General features: G+C 40.6%; 14 protein-coding genes. 3 read left to right on the top strand and 11 right to left on the bottom strand.

The window, feature by feature from the left end; all coding sequences use genetic code 11:
- Nucleotides 1–127: 127 nt before the first annotated feature.
- The 4 genes from M0R21_05665 to M0R21_05680 form a co-directional block, all read right to left on the bottom strand.
- Nucleotides 128–1,663, bottom strand: a complete 1,536-nt coding sequence (locus M0R21_05665) for an aldehyde dehydrogenase family protein (protein MCK9617306.1) — start codon at nucleotides 1,661–1,663, stop codon at nucleotides 128–130.
- Nucleotides 1,664–1,702: 39 nt separating this feature from the next.
- Entirely contained in the window at nucleotides 1,703–3,331 is a 1,629-nt protein-coding gene (gene pruA, locus M0R21_05670; protein MCK9617307.1) for an L-glutamate gamma-semialdehyde dehydrogenase, read from the bottom strand.
- 197 nt (nucleotides 3,332–3,528) lie between these two features.
- Complete coding sequence (gene ligA, locus M0R21_05675; GenBank protein ID MCK9617308.1) at nucleotides 3,529–5,580, bottom strand: NAD-dependent DNA ligase LigA; 2,052 nt, start codon at nucleotides 5,578–5,580, stop codon at nucleotides 3,529–3,531.
- A complete protein-coding gene (locus M0R21_05680; protein MCK9617309.1) occupies nucleotides 5,577–7,037 on the bottom strand; it encodes a glycosyltransferase family 39 protein in 1,461 nt (486 codons plus the stop codon). The genes ligA and M0R21_05680 overlap by 4 nt, the downstream gene beginning before the upstream one ends.
- Before the next feature lie 144 nt (nucleotides 7,038–7,181).
- Between M0R21_05680 and M0R21_05685 the strand changes: the two genes are divergently transcribed.
- Genes M0R21_05685 through M0R21_05695 form a run of 3 tightly spaced genes read left to right on the top strand, consistent with a single transcriptional unit; the run spans nucleotide 7,182 to nucleotide 11,173 of the window.
- Nucleotides 7,182–8,300 carry a M23 family metallopeptidase gene (locus M0R21_05685; protein MCK9617310.1) on the top strand — a complete coding sequence of 373 codons (1,119 nt, stop codon included), beginning with the start codon at nucleotides 7,182–7,184 and terminating at the stop codon, nucleotides 8,298–8,300.
- Nucleotides 8,301–8,352: 52 nt separating this feature from the next.
- Nucleotides 8,353–9,693: a B12-binding domain-containing radical SAM protein gene (locus M0R21_05690; GenBank protein MCK9617311.1), complete on the top strand. Its 1,341-nt coding sequence runs from the start codon at nucleotides 8,353–8,355 to the stop codon at nucleotides 9,691–9,693.
- 46 nt (nucleotides 9,694–9,739) lie between these two features.
- Nucleotides 9,740–11,173 (top strand): radical SAM protein, encoded by a 1,434-nt coding sequence (locus M0R21_05695; GenBank protein MCK9617312.1) that lies wholly within the window; start codon nucleotides 9,740–9,742, stop codon nucleotides 11,171–11,173.
- On the opposite strand, the gene M0R21_05700 is transcribed toward M0R21_05695, so the two are convergent.
- The 7 genes from M0R21_05700 to M0R21_05730 form a co-directional block, all read right to left on the bottom strand.
- A complete protein-coding gene (locus M0R21_05700; GenBank protein ID MCK9617313.1) occupies nucleotides 11,163–11,582 on the bottom strand; it encodes a pyridoxamine 5'-phosphate oxidase family protein in 420 nt (139 codons plus the stop codon). The two genes, M0R21_05695 and M0R21_05700, sit on opposite strands and share 11 nt — an antisense overlap.
- A 31-nt stretch (nucleotides 11,583–11,613) precedes the next feature.
- Nucleotides 11,614–12,534: an acyltransferase domain-containing protein gene (locus M0R21_05705; GenBank protein MCK9617314.1), complete on the bottom strand. Its 921-nt coding sequence runs from the start codon at nucleotides 12,532–12,534 to the stop codon at nucleotides 11,614–11,616.
- 8 nt (nucleotides 12,535–12,542) lie between these two features.
- Complete coding sequence (locus M0R21_05710; protein MCK9617315.1) at nucleotides 12,543–12,848, bottom strand: phosphopantetheine-binding protein; 306 nt, start codon at nucleotides 12,846–12,848, stop codon at nucleotides 12,543–12,545.
- Between the two features lie 51 nt (nucleotides 12,849–12,899).
- Nucleotides 12,900–14,129 (bottom strand): beta-ketoacyl-[acyl-carrier-protein] synthase family protein, encoded by a 1,230-nt coding sequence (locus M0R21_05715; protein MCK9617316.1) that lies wholly within the window; start codon nucleotides 14,127–14,129, stop codon nucleotides 12,900–12,902.
- Nucleotides 14,130–14,216: 87 nt separating this feature from the next.
- On the bottom strand, nucleotides 14,217–14,612 hold the full coding sequence (locus M0R21_05720) for a heme-binding domain-containing protein (protein ID MCK9617317.1): 396 nt from the start codon (nucleotides 14,610–14,612) through the stop codon (nucleotides 14,217–14,219).
- 67 nt (nucleotides 14,613–14,679) lie between these two features.
- On the bottom strand, nucleotides 14,680–16,158 hold the full coding sequence (locus M0R21_05725; GenBank protein MCK9617318.1) for a glyceraldehyde-3-phosphate dehydrogenase: 1,479 nt from the start codon (nucleotides 16,156–16,158) through the stop codon (nucleotides 14,680–14,682).
- 330 nt (nucleotides 16,159–16,488) lie between these two features.
- Nucleotides 16,489–17,352: an RNA polymerase sigma factor RpoD/SigA gene (locus tag M0R21_05730; GenBank protein MCK9617319.1), complete on the bottom strand. Its 864-nt coding sequence runs from the start codon at nucleotides 17,350–17,352 to the stop codon at nucleotides 16,489–16,491.
- Nucleotides 17,353–17,381: the final 29 nt, after the last annotated feature.

Genomic DNA, 17,381 nt, shown 5'->3' on the forward strand with positions numbered 1-17,381 from the left:
TTATGACGCATTGAACTACAAATATGCACCCTTCCTCCGAAAAAAATCTGTAGTGCCCAAGCCTCCTCCTCAAAAAAATCAATCCCTTGATAACATCCATTTTATTCCTGGATAGCTGCAAAATGGGTTAATATCCAAATTTTATTCCCTGTGCCAATGGAAGTTCCTGCCCATAGTTGATGGTATTGGTTTGTCGGCGCATGTACAGTTTCCACGAGTCGGAACCTGATTCGCGTCCGCCACCGGTTTCTTTTTCACCGCCAAAAGCGCCGCCTATTTCGGCACCGGAAGTTCCGATGTTGACGTTGGCAATTCCGCAGTCGGAACCTGCATCCGAAAGGAATTTTTCCGATTCAATAAGGTTTTGGGTGAAGATTGACGATGATAATCCCTGAGGAACATCGTTATTTATTGCGATTGCTTCCTCTATTGTGCGATATTTTATAAGATAAAGGATGGGTGCAAAGGTTTCTTTCTGCACCGTTTTATAATGGTTTTTTACTTCCACCAGTGCGGGGACTACATAATTGCCCGAAATATATTTTTCATCTCCGAGAACTTGTCCGCCAAACAATATTTTTCCGCCTTCCTTCTTCACACTGTTAAGTGCATCAGAAAATTGTTTTACGGCATTATTATCAATCAGGGGACCTACAAGAATGTTATCTTCCAGCGGATTGCCTATGTGTTCCGAAACACTTTGATAAGCAGTAAGCAGGTTTTCTTTTACATTTTCATAGATATTTTCATGGATAATCAGCCTCCGGGTGGTTGTACAACGCTGTCCACAGGTTCCCACCGCCCCAAAGACAACAGATTTAATTGCCATTTCGAGGTTGGCACTCTCAGAAATAATTACTGCATTATTTCCCCCAAGTTCAAGAATATTTCTCCCAAGCCGTTCACCAACAATCTTCGAAACCCGCTTGCCTACAGCAGTGGAACCGGTTACTGAAAATAATGGAATCCGCTTGTCGGCGGCAAAATTATCGCCAAGTACATTACTTTTGGCAATCACAAGGTTAAAAATACCTTCGGGAAGTTCGTTCCGGCGTAATACTTCGCCTATGATATGATGTACCGCAATGGCACACAATGGTGTTTTTGAACTGGGTTTCCAAATTACCACATCACCGGCAATAGCTGCAATCATCGAATTCCATGCCCACACTGCCACCGGGAAATTAAATGCTGTAATCAATCCGAGAATTCCAAGCGGATGGTACTGGTCGTAAATGCGGTGTTCGTTTCTTTCAGAATGCATCGTAAAACCGTTGAGCAAACGCGACTGCCCCACGGCAAAGTCGCAGATGTCAATCATCTCCTGTACTTCACCTTTTCCTTCCTCGTAAATTTTTCCCATCTCAAGAGAAACAAGGTAGCCAAGGTCGTCCTTGTAAGCGCGCAAAGCTTCACCTATCTGCCTTACGATTTCGCCGCGGTGGGGGGCGGGTGTTGTTTTCCAGGTTTTAAATGCTTCCTGCGCCTGCGTTACGATATGTTCATAATCTTCAATTGTAGCATTTTTAATCTTTGCAATCACCTTGCCATCAATGGGCGATATTGAAGTGGATATTTCTCCTTGCGTTTTAATCCAGTCGGCACCGGTTGAGGCACCGTCGTTAATGATATTGATTCCAAGTCGTAATAAAACTGATTCCATTTGTATTTTTATTTAGGGTAAAATATTATAAATTGTTGATTATTCAGACATATATGGATAACGGTATTCCGTTGCCGGAATAAAAGTTTCCTTGATAGTACGCGGGCTTACCCATCTTATCAGGTTAAATTCTCCGCCTGCCTTATCATTGGTTCCGGAAGCGCGAGAACCGCCAAAAGGTTGCAAACCGACAATGGCACCGGTAGGCTTGTCGTTTATATAGAAATTGCCTGTTGCATATCTAAGTTTTTCGCAAATATGTGCAACCGCAATGCGGTCTCTTGCAAAAACAGCTCCGGTAAGTCCATATGGGGAAGTGATATCGCACAGTTCAATAGCCTGCTCCATTTTATTATCTTTATACACAAACACTGTAAGCACAGGTCCAAAAATTTCTTCTTCCATTGTTTTAAACTTCGGATTTGTTGTTTCGATTATTGTTGGGCGAATAAAATACCCTTCCGACTTATCACAAGTGCCACCGGCGATAATTTTTGCCTCTGGTGAACTCTTGGCAAAATCAATATAGGATACGATGGTATCAAAGGCATTTTCATCAATAACCGCATTCATAAAATTGGCGGGATTGGTTACATCCCCTATTTTAATATCGTTTGCCATTTCCACCATTAACTTTTTGATAACAGCCCACAACGATTCCGGAACATACATCCGCGAAGCAGCAGAGCATTTCTGCCCCTGGTACTCAAATGCACCACGAATGGCATTTACAGCCACTTCCAAGGGGTCAGCCGAAGGATGCACAAAAATGAAATCCTTACCTCCGGTTTCGCCAACCAATCGCGGGTACGATTTGTAAACCGGAAGATTAGCAGCTACAAGCGACCACAACTGGTTGAAAGTTCGGTTAGAACCGGTAAAATGTATCCCTGCCAGGTCCCTTGATTCTAACACTGTGTTACCGATAAGTGAACCTTTTCCCGGAAGGAAATTAATAACACCTTCGGGTACTCCTGCTTCCATAAATACTTTCATCAGGTAATAGTTGGAAAGCAAAGCCGAAGTCGCCGGTTTCCAAACGGTGGTATTGCCCATCATCACCGGAGCCATGTTCAGATTGGATGCAATGGAAGTAAAGTTAAACGGGGTAACCGAAAAAATGAAACCTTCCAGTGCCCGGAATTCCATTCGGTTTAACTGGTTATAAGCCGAACGGGGCTGTGTTTCATAAATTTTACCTGCAAAATAAGCATTATACTTCAAAAAGTCAATGGTTTCACATACGCCATCAATTTCTGCCTGGTAAAAGTTTTTACTTTGTCCCAGCATATTGGAGGCATTGATAAGTGCGCGGTATTTGGTAGAAATCAGTTCGGCAGCTTTCAGCAAAATAGATGCACGTATTGTCCACGTTAGGTTAGCCCATATTTTATGGGCATCCAGCGCCGCATCAATGGCAAGTTTTATCTCTTTTTTACCGGCTTTGTGATAAGTAGCCAAAACATGCGAGTGGCGGTGGGGCATACAAACATTGCCGGTATCTCCGGTACGAATTTCCTTTCCACCAATGATCAACGGAATTTCTATTTCCCGGTTCATTTGCGTTTGTAATTCCTTTTCAAGCGCAATGCGTTCAGGGCTTTCTTTTAAATAGTCCAAAACCATTTCATTTTGCGGCAACGGGAAATTATAAATTGCATTATTCATATCTATGAATTTGAAATTTAATTCGATATGCAATATAATACATATAGCTTGCAAAATTATTAAAATAAATGAGCCTATAAAACATTTTATCAAACTGAAAAGTTTAGAAATAAAAATTTGATACTAATTTATCTGAATATTTCCGGGGAAGGAAACCGAAAGCCTGCTAAGAATTATGAATAATAATTTGTTTTATATTAAGTGCTTAGCATCTGAAGGAATTCCTGTTCGCTGATTACCGGAATTCCCAGATCATTGGACTTTTTACGTTTTTCCGGTCCCATGTTTTCGCCGGCAATAACAAAGGTAGTCTTTGAATTGACACTTCCGGCGTTTTTGCCACCATGTTGTTCTATCAACAATTCTATTTTTTTTCTGCGTGCCGGAGTACCGAAATTGCCGCTTACCACGATAGATTGCCCTTTCAATTTGTCTGAAAGAAGCGTTTGTATTTCTTTCATTTCCATTTGAACGCCTGCTTTCCGCAGATTTTCAATTATCAGCAGGTTATTTCGGGACGAAAACCACTGCAAAATGCTTTGTGCAATCTTTTCCCCGATTTCGTCCACCAACACCAATTCTTCAAAAGTTGCATTTTTGAGTTTATCCACCGAACGGTAATGTATAGATAGTTTTTTTGCCACAGTTTCACCCACATAACGTATTCCTAACGCATACAGCACTCTGCTGAATGGCACGTTTTGCGAGTTTTGTATTCCTTTCAGAATATTTTCAACCGTTTTTTCGCGGAAAGAAATCTTCTTTTCCTTTTTCTCCCCTACGCTTTTGTATATTTTTTCCAATCCCAGTAACTTATCATGGGTAAGGGCATACAGGTCGGCAGGATTTTTTACAAGTTCCTTGTCGTAAAGCAGTTCTATCTTTCCTTCTCCCAAGCTATCAATGTTCATTGCCTTACGGCTAATAAAATGTTCGAGCTTACCTTTGATTTGCTGCGGACAGCCATCCTCGTTCGGACAATAATGATTGGCTTCTCCTTCGAAACGGATAAGTTTTGTTCCACAATCGGGGCAATGTGTAACGTATATTATGGGTTTTGAATCTTTTGTACGGAAGTTGGTGTCCACACCAACGATTTTGGGAATAATTTCTCCACCTTTTTCCACAAAAACCATATCGTCTTCACAAATATCGAGGGCTGCAATGATGTCGGCATTGTGCAGCGAAGCCCGTTTTACTACTGTTCCGGCAAGCAATACCGGTTCAAGGTTGGCTACCGGAGTAATGGAGCCCGTACGACCAACCTGATAGCTAATGGAAAGCAATCGGGTAGCTACTCTTTCGGCTTTAAATTTATAAGCAATAGCCCAGCGAGGCGATTTGGCAGTGTAGCCCAACATCCGTTGTTGACGAAGGTCGTTTACTTTTATCACCACCCCGTCAATGTCGAAGGGGAGTTCTTCCCGCCCTTTATCCCAATCACGGATAAAAGTTAATACTCCATCTATGTTGCTACAACGTGCTATGTTACTTGAAATTTTTAAGCCCCATTGACGGGCTTTCATCAGGTTTTCGTAGTGGGTTGGTAAAGGAAGATTTTCGCCCGGAAGGTAATAAGAGTAGCAATCCAACTGACGTGAAGCAGTTTCGGAAGAATCCTGCAATTTTAAGGAACCGGATGTTGCATTGCGCGGATTTGCAAACGGACTTTCGCCTATTTCGATGCGCTCGGCATTCAGCATCTCAAAACTTTTGTGCGGCATAAAAATTTCTCCCCGTATTTCCAAATCATCCGGATAATCACTACCACTAAGCCGCAAGGGGATACTTTTGATGGTTTTTACATTAACGGTAATATCATCTCCCTGCACTCCATCCCCACGTGTAACGGCACGAATCAGCAAACCGTTTTCATATGTAAGACTAATAGAGACACCGTCGTATTTTAGTTCACAGATGTATTCTACGGGTTCGTTTAGTAGCTTTTGTATGCGGTTATCAAAATCCCTTAATTCTTCTTCCGAGTAAGTATTTCCCAGCGAAAGCATTGGATAGCGATGTATAACCTGCTGGAATTCCCTGGTGATTTCTCCGCCTACTCTTTGGGTTGGAGTATCCGGAAGAACAAATTCCGGGTATTGTTTTTCGAGCCGAATAAGTTCCTCCAGCAACATATCGAAGTCAAAATCGCTAATGGTAGGGCTATCCAATACATAATAATTGTAATTATGTCTGTTTATCTGAGCACTAAGTTCTTCTATCCGTTTTTTTGCCTGCTCCGGACTCATAACTGTTCTGTTTTTTTACCCATGCGATCAATATTTCTGTAAATAAAAATTGTCTGGTTGGAATTGATGGGGTTAAGCCGGTACATCAGATCATCCATAAAACTTGGATGGATGGTTGCTTCAAATTCCAGGTTCGGGCAAATGGTTTTAATAGAATCAATACGGGTGTTCAGATTTTTATCACCGAAAAACAGGATAAAATCGGGGCGTTCTGTACTGTCGGGATATATTTTTTTCAAAGGATGGTAACGTTTGTCTTTCGAAAATTCGTGAAGGGTAACCCACTGTGTCAGATAGAAACGGGGTGCCCGTTTGGCACGTCCGTGGTTAGTATCTTCAAGCAAAATATCTTTCATGCCTTTGTACTGCGACAGGTAAACCATAGATTCCACCCGTGAGCGTTTGGAATACATGGTACTTACTACAGGCAACAAGACAAGGTTGACTATCCAGAAAAGAGTCCAGCATCTGCGTAGCAACAGTTGCCTCTTCTGCCAAAAAGCAGCACTTTTTACCCATCCATTCAGTCCAACCATACCAAGAATAAAGAAATACGGGAGGATAGGCAGGATGAAACGTTCCTGCTTGTTGGGAAAATAAGAGTGAAAAACAATAAAAAGCAAAGTTGGTAGGAATAACAATAAATGTTTTTTCCAGGTGCGGAAAAATCCAATAAACAATAAAATGCTTATTGGTGGAATTAAAACTAATAAAATTAATAACAGATACATATACCATCCGGCGGTCATGTAGTTATAAGCATTGTCCATGTTGTAACGGATATATTCCTTCACTTCCGCAAATGGATAGCCCCAAAAATATATGTCCGTAACACATTGTACCAGAGATGCCAAAAACAAGTATGCCAGCCCAAAAAGAATGCCTTCCTTCCATTTTTTTTGAAAAAGTAACGCCAGCCCTACTCCTAATGAAAATATAATGGTTTGAAAACGGATAGAAAAAGCCAGTCCGAAAATCATTCCTGCCCATACATACCACAACATACGGTTTTGCCTGTCTTCAGCTTTTAGTAAAATATAACTTCCGGTAAGCAAAAACGGAATACAAACCACTTCCACCAGGTTTCTTACGCTCAGCCAGGGCATAATCCAGAAAACAGCAAATAACAAACCCACTTTACGGGCTATTTCTTTACCGTCAATTTTTTCTGTGATGCGATAGCCCATGTAAACGCTAAGTAACGATAACAAAGCGTGCAAAAAGCGCACGATGAACATCTTGGTTTGCGGATCGGTGATGCCTATAATTTTTAAAAACAGGAAGAGAAGGAAGTGCAGGCTGGTGTAGAAAAAGCTGTGTCCCGAAGGTACCGCACCTTGCGAACCGGGAAGCCAATTGTTAAAATTAGTGCCATCCACCCACGATTGCGACACTTCTATGATGAGAAAATGGTCATCATGCATTCCAAATCCTTTGGAAAAGATTACGGAAATCATTCTCAGAATAATTGCTAACCAAAGAATTGAAGGTAGAGGGTGTTCCTGCCAGTACTTTTTTATCCGGAGCATAAATCAGTTTAAAATTTACCGATAAAAGTACTAAGAACGTTAAAAAATCCAAAAAAATCCTGATACAATAAAATGAATATGTATTTTTGCGAGCATTCCAACTGGAATTCAATAGCTGTACTACCCAAATTTATTACAATGTTTCCTTCTCCGACAGATTATTGCCCTGATTATAAAATCCTGCTTCTGCTGTTTGTATTTATGACAATCACCGGCTATGCCTTTTCGCAGCAAATCATTTTTGACACTACCGAATTTTTTAACGAGAACACCAATTTTTTTAAGGCTGAGGAAAATGATAATTCAGCGGCTGCCTATCCTATTTTTTTAATGTCCGATTCAACACATAACCACAAAATCAGCAATAAGTTGTTCGACAATACACGATTTGTTAACCGTAAACTCACAGAATCACCTACTCCCGATACCATCCAGAATAATTTTGTACCCAACGATATCATTTTTATCCCCGCCGATTACCTTTACAATCACAAATGGGATACTCAGCATGTTAGAGTAAGCCGAACCGCATTTTCCGAATCAGATACTACCTATTTACCAATATTTACTGATGAAGACAGCATGTACGTCTTTCCCAACAAAAATGTGCTGATTTCTCCTTTTGGATACAGAGGACGACATTTTCATGCCGGTGTGGACATTCGTTGCAAACTTCACGACTCTATTTTTTGTGCCTTTAACGGGGTAGTAAGAATGGCAAGACGTTACGGAGGATACGGAAATATGGTTGTTGTTAGGCATAGCAATGGGATTGAAACACTTTACGGACATCTGTCAAAGATTTTAGTTCAGCCTAACCAGGTGATTAAAGCCGGAGAAATAATTGGGCTTGGGGGACGAACTGGTCATGCTACCGCTACCCATTTACACTTCGAAACCAGGTATCTTGGCGAACCTTTTAATCCCACCCAGATTTTCGACCTGAACGATTTTTCGCTTTCCACCGATACCCTGATGATTACGAAGAAAACTTTCGGGAAATCGAAAACAAAGAAAAACGTACAATCCTATTCAAGAAGAAGTGGAAGTAAATATTATAAGGTAAGAAGTGGTGACACCTTGAGTGCCATTGCACGTAAATCAGGAAAGACTGTAAAGCAGCTATGCGACCTTAACGGAATCCGTGCCAATAAAACTCTCAATATCGGTACCCGTGTTCGGATAAGATAATCCGTACTTACTATCGGAATTGTTACTTTTGCAGTTTTGCAAGCCGACCCTAATGAAGATACTTCTTATCAACCCTCCCCGTTCGCCCGAAAATAGAATTTTAGAATACGCACCTTCTGAAGCAAAACATTTTATCCATAAAAAACTCATAGGACCTCCTTTAGGCTTGCTTACCGTAGCTGCTGCCGTTGCCGATCATGATATTACTTTTATTGACCTGAAAGGAGAATACGACCTAGTTCCGGAAACTCCTCCTCTTGCGCAAGTAGTTACCAACCTGATGGAATCCGTAAAACCTGACGTTGTGGCAGTAACTTTTATCGCCTCGGAGTTTTATTTTGGTTTGGAAATTTTCCGCACAGCGAAACAGTGCAACCTGGAAGTACTCACCGTTGCCGGAGGGCTCCATGCCACTCTCTGCCCGATGGATTTTGATTTTCCCTACGTTGATATACTTTGTACCGGACAGGCTGCTGGAATTTTTCGACAAGTTATTCAGGCAAAAGAATTTCAGAAAAATTTTAATTCTATCGGTGGAATCTGGCTGCACACTGAAAATGGCTGGCAACCTTCCACTGCACCACCTGCAGCTTGGAACGCAGCTACCGAAAATTTTCTTTTCCCTGACCGTAACTTGCTGAAAAGGTGGATTTCAACCTATGTAGTAGGTGGCAGCCCGTTTGCAAGCACTTATCTTTTTACATCGCTTGGCTGTCCCTACAAATGTACTTTTTGTTCTATCTGGGTACAATTCAAAGGTTGTTTTTTTCAGCGTAAAGTGGAAAGCATTATCACTGAATTGAAGAGTATAGAAGATTATGGTGTAGTGCGTTTTGCCGATGCAAACACTATCGTTAACCCAGGTTTTATCAATCATCTTGTGGACAGGATTCTGGAAGAAGGTATCCAGAAAACATATATTATGGACATACGTTTTGATACGGCTGTTCATTATCCGTACCTTATCGAAAAATTAGCAAAAGCAGGTTTGAAAGTAGTGATTTGCGGGTTTGAATCCTTCAGGCAGGAAGAACTAAAAAAATACAACAAAAACGCTGATGCCCGTCTGATTGAGCAAGCCATTTCCATTTTCCATGCCAATGGCATCATGCTCAGGGGTAACTATGTGATTCCGCCCGATTACACACCCGACGATTTTGCCGCTCTTGCCGAATACGCATCCCACCATCAGGTGGTGTATGCAGGATATACCATTCTTTCGCCTATGCCAGGAACCGTTTATTACGAAGAAGTTAAAGATAAAATCATTGATTTCGATTTAAGTAGGTACAACTTCTTTAACAGTGTAATGAAAACCACCCTTCCACCCGAAAAGTTTTACGAAAATGTTGGTAGCTTATGGCTGATTAAGAAAGGTAAAGATGTAATTTAAAGTTAAAATGCAAAATTTTAATGTTTAAATAATAAACAAAATCAGGATGAAAAAAGTTTTATTGGTAAATGCCAATACGGAAAAAATGCCTTATCCCGTAGCCCCTTTGGGGTTATGTTTGCTCGCATCGCAACTAGAAAATAAATACACGGTAAAAATTTATGATGGTGTTTTTGATGAAGGTTTGCATTTAACTGACGAAATACTTGCCTTTAAGCCCGACTACATCGGGGTAAGCATCCGGAATATTGATAATATGTACCTTGAATCCCCTTCGGATTATACCGTGATTTTAATGCAAAAATTTATCCTGCCTATAGAGCAATGTAGCCCGGATACTCCCTTAATATTGGGTGGAAGTGGGTTCAGCATCTACCCTCAAGAATTGATGCAACTTACAAGGGCTGATTACGGAATAAGCGGTGAAGGTGAATTTGCCTTACCGGCTTTATTACAATGTCTCGACGAAAGATCGGAAGTTAGCGGTATCCCGGGAATTTATAGTAAAAATGGCACTGTCGGCTCCCACCTTGCCATATGTTACCCGTTTTCTCTAAAAAATTTACTATTTAGCAAAATAGACAAGCATATTGATTTTGAACCTTACAGGCAACGTGGTGCTTACCCCATTCAAAGTAAACGCGGGTGCTATCACAATTGTATTTATTGTGCCTATCCGGTCATCGAAGGAAGGAATTATCGACTCCGCCTTCCGGAAGAAATCGTTAATGAAATTGAAGAGGTAATCCAGCGTCTGGGGACTTTAACTTTTGAATTTGTGGATTCTACTTTTAACGACCCTCCAGGGCATGCCGAAGCTATTTGTTATGAAATTATTAAACGAAATATTGGTGCAAAATTCCGGACTATGGGTATTAACCCCATGCACACAAGTTCCGAGTTGTTTCACCTGATGAAAGAAGCCGGATTTACACAAATTGACTGTACCCCCGATTCTGCTTCCCCTACAATGATACAAAAACTGCAGAAAAATTTCACCCTTGTACACCTGAAACAAATTGCAAGGCTTATCAGAGAAGCAGATTTACCCACCATGTGGTTTTTCCTGTTGGGCGGACCTGGCGAAAATGAAACCACAGTGGAAGAAACCTTTTCATTTATTGATCGGTGGATTTACCCGCTCGACCTTGTACATTTTACCGTAGGATTACGGATTTACCCGCAAACCCCACTTTATACCATTGCAGTACAGGAAGGCAAAATAAAAGAAGGAGATTCGCTTTTTGCCCCCGAATTTTATCTGTCGTCGGAATTGGGAAAAGAAAAACTATACCGTTTGGTCAACGAGGCGGCAGCCAAACGGCCGAACTGCATACCTGCATGGGAATCAAATCCTACGCCCGAAATGGTGAAAGAAGCCTTTGCCCTTCAGCAAAAAGAATCATACCGGGAACCGCTTTTCCGAACTTTGCTAAGGATACGTTACCGGAATTTCAAAATGGAAATACCTAAGCAGTAAGGTTTACAAATATCTTGGGAGCCAATGTATTTGTCATTGTCCAGGTTGTTGCCACGCAATGGGTAACTCTGAAAAGCCCCATAGGTTCGTAACCAGTTTTGGCAATCCAGGGTTTCATAAAATCACGGGCAGCAACTATTTCCTTTTTTAATTCAATGTCTTCATCAATTTCTTCGGCAATACCGGTTACCCTGATCTGAAGATGTTGCTCGTGAAAACACAATTCTACTTTAGGATTGGTTATTAATTGTTTATATACATCTCTGTATTTAGCCGTCGTGAAAACCAATCCTTTTTCATCGGCTTTGTGTAACATTATACCCCTTACCCTTGCCTGGTCGCCATCGGCAGTTGCTAGGTAAAATATGGGATGTGAATTAAGAAATTCAAATATTTCCTGGGTCGTCATTTTAATAAATTTTCTAAAAACAATTGCAAATTTAGCTTTTTATCAGCTTATACAAACTTTTAAATGTAAATATTTTAAAATTACCCTCAATAAATTTTCCAATCTTGTAAAGGGTTTCCCCAGTTCCGCATTCAACAAAAGTAGTTATGCCCTTTTCAAGCATTACCTGCATAGTAGCCATCCAGTTAATTTTTGAACATAGATTTTGCTGTAACTCAAGTAATATTTCTTCACGGGAAGAAAATACGCGCTGATTGATAATAGAAATCAGCCCGGTATTAGCCGCTTTAATATTCATTGCCGGAAGCATTTTTCCAAAGTTGGCAGCAGCTTCTTTGAGATGGTACGAATGATAAGCTACACTCACTGGTATAATCCGGGTGTGAATGGCACCCTCGTAGCGACAAAGTTTCACCGTTTCGGCAATATCGGCTGCATTTCCCGATATTACGAACGAATGAAATCCATTATTGTTGATAATTTCCACATTCAGGAGGCAGGTACTAATAATGTGTTCTATGTCTTTCTTTTCGAGTCCGATTATGCTTGCCATTCCACAACGGGGTCCCTGGCAACTTAGCCGGATATGATTGTAAGCCTGTACAATGAGATTAAGACCAGTGGAAAAATCCACAGAGCCCGTATGGTAAAGCGCAGCATAAATACCCATACTGTATCCGGCTGCGAGGCAGGCTTCCATAGAATGGTTTTTCAGTATTTCCGACAGGGCACAACTAAAAACATACGATTGCAACTGCGAATAGAGTTCGACGTCGGTATTTTCTTTGTTAACAGCATTATTATTTCGAAAATTAAAGCCTGAAACAGTTTCTGCCTGTTTGTAAAAGTCGGTTAATTCTCCCGTTAGCGTTTCAATTAACTGCTTCTCTTCATTTGGGAAGCCCAACACAAATGCCGGAAACAGGAAGGCGGTATTCTTTTTCTCTAACACGGGTATAATTATGCCTGTTCAAGAATTGAATTTTCAAATTCAATAATCAGCAAAGTCATATCAATGATATCGCCTATGGTTTCGGCAGGATGCTTAATTACGTATTTACCAATAGTTTTTAGTTCTATATCAAGGTTATATTTCTTTTTAAAGATTTCAAGCAACTCCAGAAACATCAGTGAATCGCCTTCAATGTCTTTAATCACGTTGGTTTTTTCATTCAGTTGATTTATGTCAACTTCGCATTCTTCACTAAAAAAATTGAAAACAATTTCAGCTACTTCCTGCCGTGTATTCGCGTTTATCTTTCCCATTTTGATATTGTTTTGTTTTCCTATTGAATTGTAAATATAAAAAAAAAGTAATTAGAGTGTATGATTTTTAAAAACGAGGGTGGCATTATGTCCGCCAAAAGCAAAGGAATTGGAAAGAGCATACCGTATGCGATGGGCACGAGCAGCATGGGGTACATAATCCAGATTAAGCTCGGGATCGGGAATGTCCAAATTGATAGTAGGTGTTACTAATTGATTTTTAACGCTCAGCATGGTAATAATTCCCTCTATGGCTCCGGCAGCTCCTATGGTGTGCCCTATCATGGATTTGGAGGAAGATACTGGAATGGTACGGGCTCTTTCGCCAAAAACTTTCTCTATTGCCATGGTTTCATATTTATCATTAAGAAGAGTGGAGGTGCCATGGGCGTTTATATAATCCACATCTTCCGGTGAAATTCCTGCATTTTGCAGGGCAATCTGTATGGTGTGGGCAATCCCTTCGCCGTCTTTCATCGGAGCCATAATATTGTAGGCTTCACTACTGATACCGTACCCGGCAATCTCGCCATAGATTTCGGCATTTCTTGCCAAAGCCGATGCTTCTGATTCCAAAACCAAAATGCCGGCTCCTTCTCCAATAACAAAACCATCACGATTGGCACTGAATGGTTTACTAGCTTTTTCAGGAGGGGTGTTTTCTACCGATAAGGCAAATAATTCATTAAAACCTTCTATTTCCTCGGGATTAACTATGGAATCGGCGCCTCCGGCAATTACCACGTCTGCCATCCCATTTTTTATCATGTCATATGCTATTCCGATGGCATATGCTGAGGAAGCACAGGCTGCACTTACGGTAAAATTGGGACCCATTAGTTTATATTCCAGTGAAATCCAAGCCGACATAGCGTTATTCATGTTTTTAAGCACCCTATTTTTCGAAGTAGTATCTTTTTCCACACTGGTATTTCCAGTACTTACAACACCTAAAATTACGGCGCAACGGGTTCTGTCGAAATTATCGAAATCTATCCCGCTTAAGGTAATTGCATCTTTTGCACACACATAACACATACGGGTTACACGGGTCATTTGCCCTGAAACTCTTCGGGTAATAAAATTTTTTGCGTAGGCATCAAATTCGGGGGGAACCTGCGCAGCAATCTGCGTTTGCAATGCCGCTGTATTGAAAGTAGAAATCTGTCGAACCCCGCTTTCTCCACTGACAAGATTTTGCCAGGTTGTTTCCCAATTCAGTCCTAATGAAGAAATTATATTACATCCGGTAATAACAACTTTTCTTTTCGGATTCGTCATATTTGCTATTAATGTGCGATTGCTTTTTTCGTCAAAAATACAAGAAAAAAACAAAATTACAAACAGGGTTTGGGATACACAGCCCGGTTAAGGGGTTACATCTTTCTCTGATTTAGTCCAACTGCAGATCTTCTGTATATCACTTCCGGATAATTTCAAACCCGGATTTTTACTAATAAAACCGGCAGGCGGCATTTTCCCCCTACTGATTTCATCGCAAATTGCATCTAACTTTTTGGCTTTCTTATTTGGTTTAAGAGCAGAAAACTTTTCAAAGTTGAGTAAACTTGCCGACAGTCCGCTGGCTTTGTTCGAATGGCAAGGGTAACAACTTTTTTCGACAATTAAAGCAACAGAATCAGGCATTGTAGTAATTTGAATTGCAGCATCGTATTTAGGAGAGATGAAGGTTTCCGGAAATTTCCAGCTCATCAAAACGACCACAATTACAAAAAACAATACAATTTTTAAATAATTTTTCATAACCATTTTATTTAAATTATATAAATTATTTTAGCAATTTTTTAAATATTGCCAAAACAGGAATTCATTAATAATACCTATAGCTTTTAACCTGCCCGATGTGTTTGGCAAGGCGAATTACCTGGCTTGTATAGCCAAATTCGTTGTCGTACCATAAATATAGAACAATATTTCTTTTATCGTCAGAAACCAGTGTGGCAGGGCTGTCGTACACACAGGCACAGGAATCACCAATGCAATCGGACGAAACTAATTCGTTGGAAGTAGAATAGCGTATCTGTTCGATAAGGGTACCCTGCAGGGAAGCATTTCGCATAATTTCGTTCACTTCCTCTATGGAAGTTTGGCGGGCTACACTTAATGCAAGGATGGCTAAGGATACGTTGGGTGTAGGTACGCGTACCGAGTTGGCTGTAAGTTTTCCCTTCAAGCTGGGGAGTGCTTTTGCAGCAGCCATACCGGCACCAGTTTCTGTAATAACCATATTCATAGGCGCCGAGCGTCCTCTCCTGGATTTTTTGTGGTAATTGTCGAGCAGGTTTTGGTCGTTGGTATAGGAGTGGATGGTTTCTAAATGCCCTCTTACTATCCCCAATTCTCTTTCAATAACACTTAAAGGAGGCACTACCGCATTGGTTGTACAGGATGCTGCCGAAAAAATGGTTTCGTTTTCTAAATCAATAGATTCCTGATTCACTCCGTACACTACGTTAGGTATATCACCTTTTCCGGGAGCAGTAAGCAGTACTTTGCTGACGCCTTTTGCTTTTAAATGCCTGCTGAGATTTGCCCTGTCGCGAAAAATGCCGGTATTGTCAATCAATAAGGCATCTTTTATTCCATACGATTCGTAATCAACGTCGTCAGGGCTATTTGCAGCTATCATCCTAATTACATGCCCATTAATAAATATTGCCTTATTTTCAAAGTCTTCCACTGCTATTCCTTCAAAATTCCCGTGTACCGAATCTTTGCGGAACAGGGAAGCGCGTTTGCGTATATCGTCATCGCTGTTTGAACGTGTTACAATGGCTCTTAGCCTAAGCTGCGAGCCATTGCCGGAAGCATTTATCAACTGCCGGGCTGCGAGACGGCCAATCCGCCCGAAACCATATAAAATCACGTCCTGTGTTTTCTGGCTACGAGGCTGCGCATCTACTATATAATTCAGTTTTGTCTTCAGAAATGCTTCAACAGAAAAATAATTTTTACCTTCAACAAGCCACTCTCTGTTTAAGCGACCAATATCTATGCGTGCAGGCGCAAGATTCAGGTTTAGCATGGCTTGGGCAAGAAGCAATGAGTCTTGAATTTTTAAGGGGTTATTAATGATATTTGTAGCATAAGAATGTTTGTGCAGAATATTGCTTGCGCTTCTGTCGAGTAGCTGCCGGCGGAAGATAATGAGTTCAATACTTTTGTCGAACCAGAGTTTACCAATTACATCTATAAATGCATTAGCTGCTTTTTCATCATTTATCCAATGGCACAATGTTTCCTGATAATGATTATTACTCTCATTACCCTTGTTACCGCAATTTTCCATAAAAAGAATGTTTGAGTTAGTGATTGTATGTTTTACTGGCTCAAATGTATTAAAAAAAGTTTGAATCCTACTTTGCGCAAAGAAAAATTAATCAACAATGTTTCGCTATAGAAAAGTGGAGTTTATCTTTTGTTGGGGAAAAAAGAGAGGCAGTCCTAATGGGTCAGCCTCCGGAAAAGCAATAGTGTTTATAAAACACCAAAAACCGGTTAAATCACACCATTACATTTTTAAAACAGTCCATTACATGAAATGGTTGCATGGAAAAAATAGAAGAGGCTATCCTTAATCTTTAGGATAACCTCTTCACCTAAAAAATAAAAAATACTACTATCCAAGGTATGCTTTCAGAAGTTTGCTCCTGGATGTATGTTTCAGTCTGCGGATGGCTTTTTCCTTTATTTGCCGGACACGCTCCCTTGTCAGGTCGAATTTGGCACCTATTTCATCAAGGGTAAGTCCATGAGGAATACCTATTCCGTAGTATAAATTAATAACATCGCGTTCCTTTTCAGTAAGTGTTGATAAGGAGCGTTGTATTTCAAGAGACAAAGATTCCTTCATCAATTCGAAATCGGTAACGGGTGTATCTTCGCTAATAAAAACGTCAATCAGTTTGGTTTCTTCATCGGTAGCTATCGGGGCATCCATTGAAACATAGCGTGTTGTAATTTTCAATGCTGCATCAATTTTTTGCTCAGGAACATCAAGAGCCGCTGCAATTTCGTTGGGTGAAGGAGGGCGTTCATATTTTTGTTCAAGGCGGGAGGCTTCTTTTGAAATTTTACTCAACGAGCCCACCTGGTTGAGAGGTAATCGTACAATACGCGCCTGTTCAGCAAGTGCCTGAAGTATAGATTGTCGTATCCACCAAACAGCATAGGAGATAAATTTAAAGCCCCTGGTTTCGTCGAAACGTTGAGCTGCTTTTATCAATCCTACATTCCCTTCATTAATTAAATCAGGAAGGCTAAGTCCCTGGTTTTGGTACTGTTTTGCAACAGAAACAACAAAACGGAGATTTGCTTTCACTAATTTTTCCAACGCTTTCTGGTCGCCTACTTTAATTTTTTGGGCAAGTTGCACTTCATCGTCAGCCGTAATCATTTCTTCTTTACCAATATCCTGCAGATATTTGTCTAAAGACGCTGTTTCACGATTGGTTATTGATTTGGAAATTTTTAGCTGTCTCATTATGCTTTACTCCTTGCTTTAGTATTCAC

The sequence above is a fragment of the Lentimicrobiaceae bacterium genome, assembly GCA_023227965.1.
Lineage (GTDB): Bacteria > Bacteroidota > Bacteroidia > Bacteroidales > JALOCA01 > JALOCA01.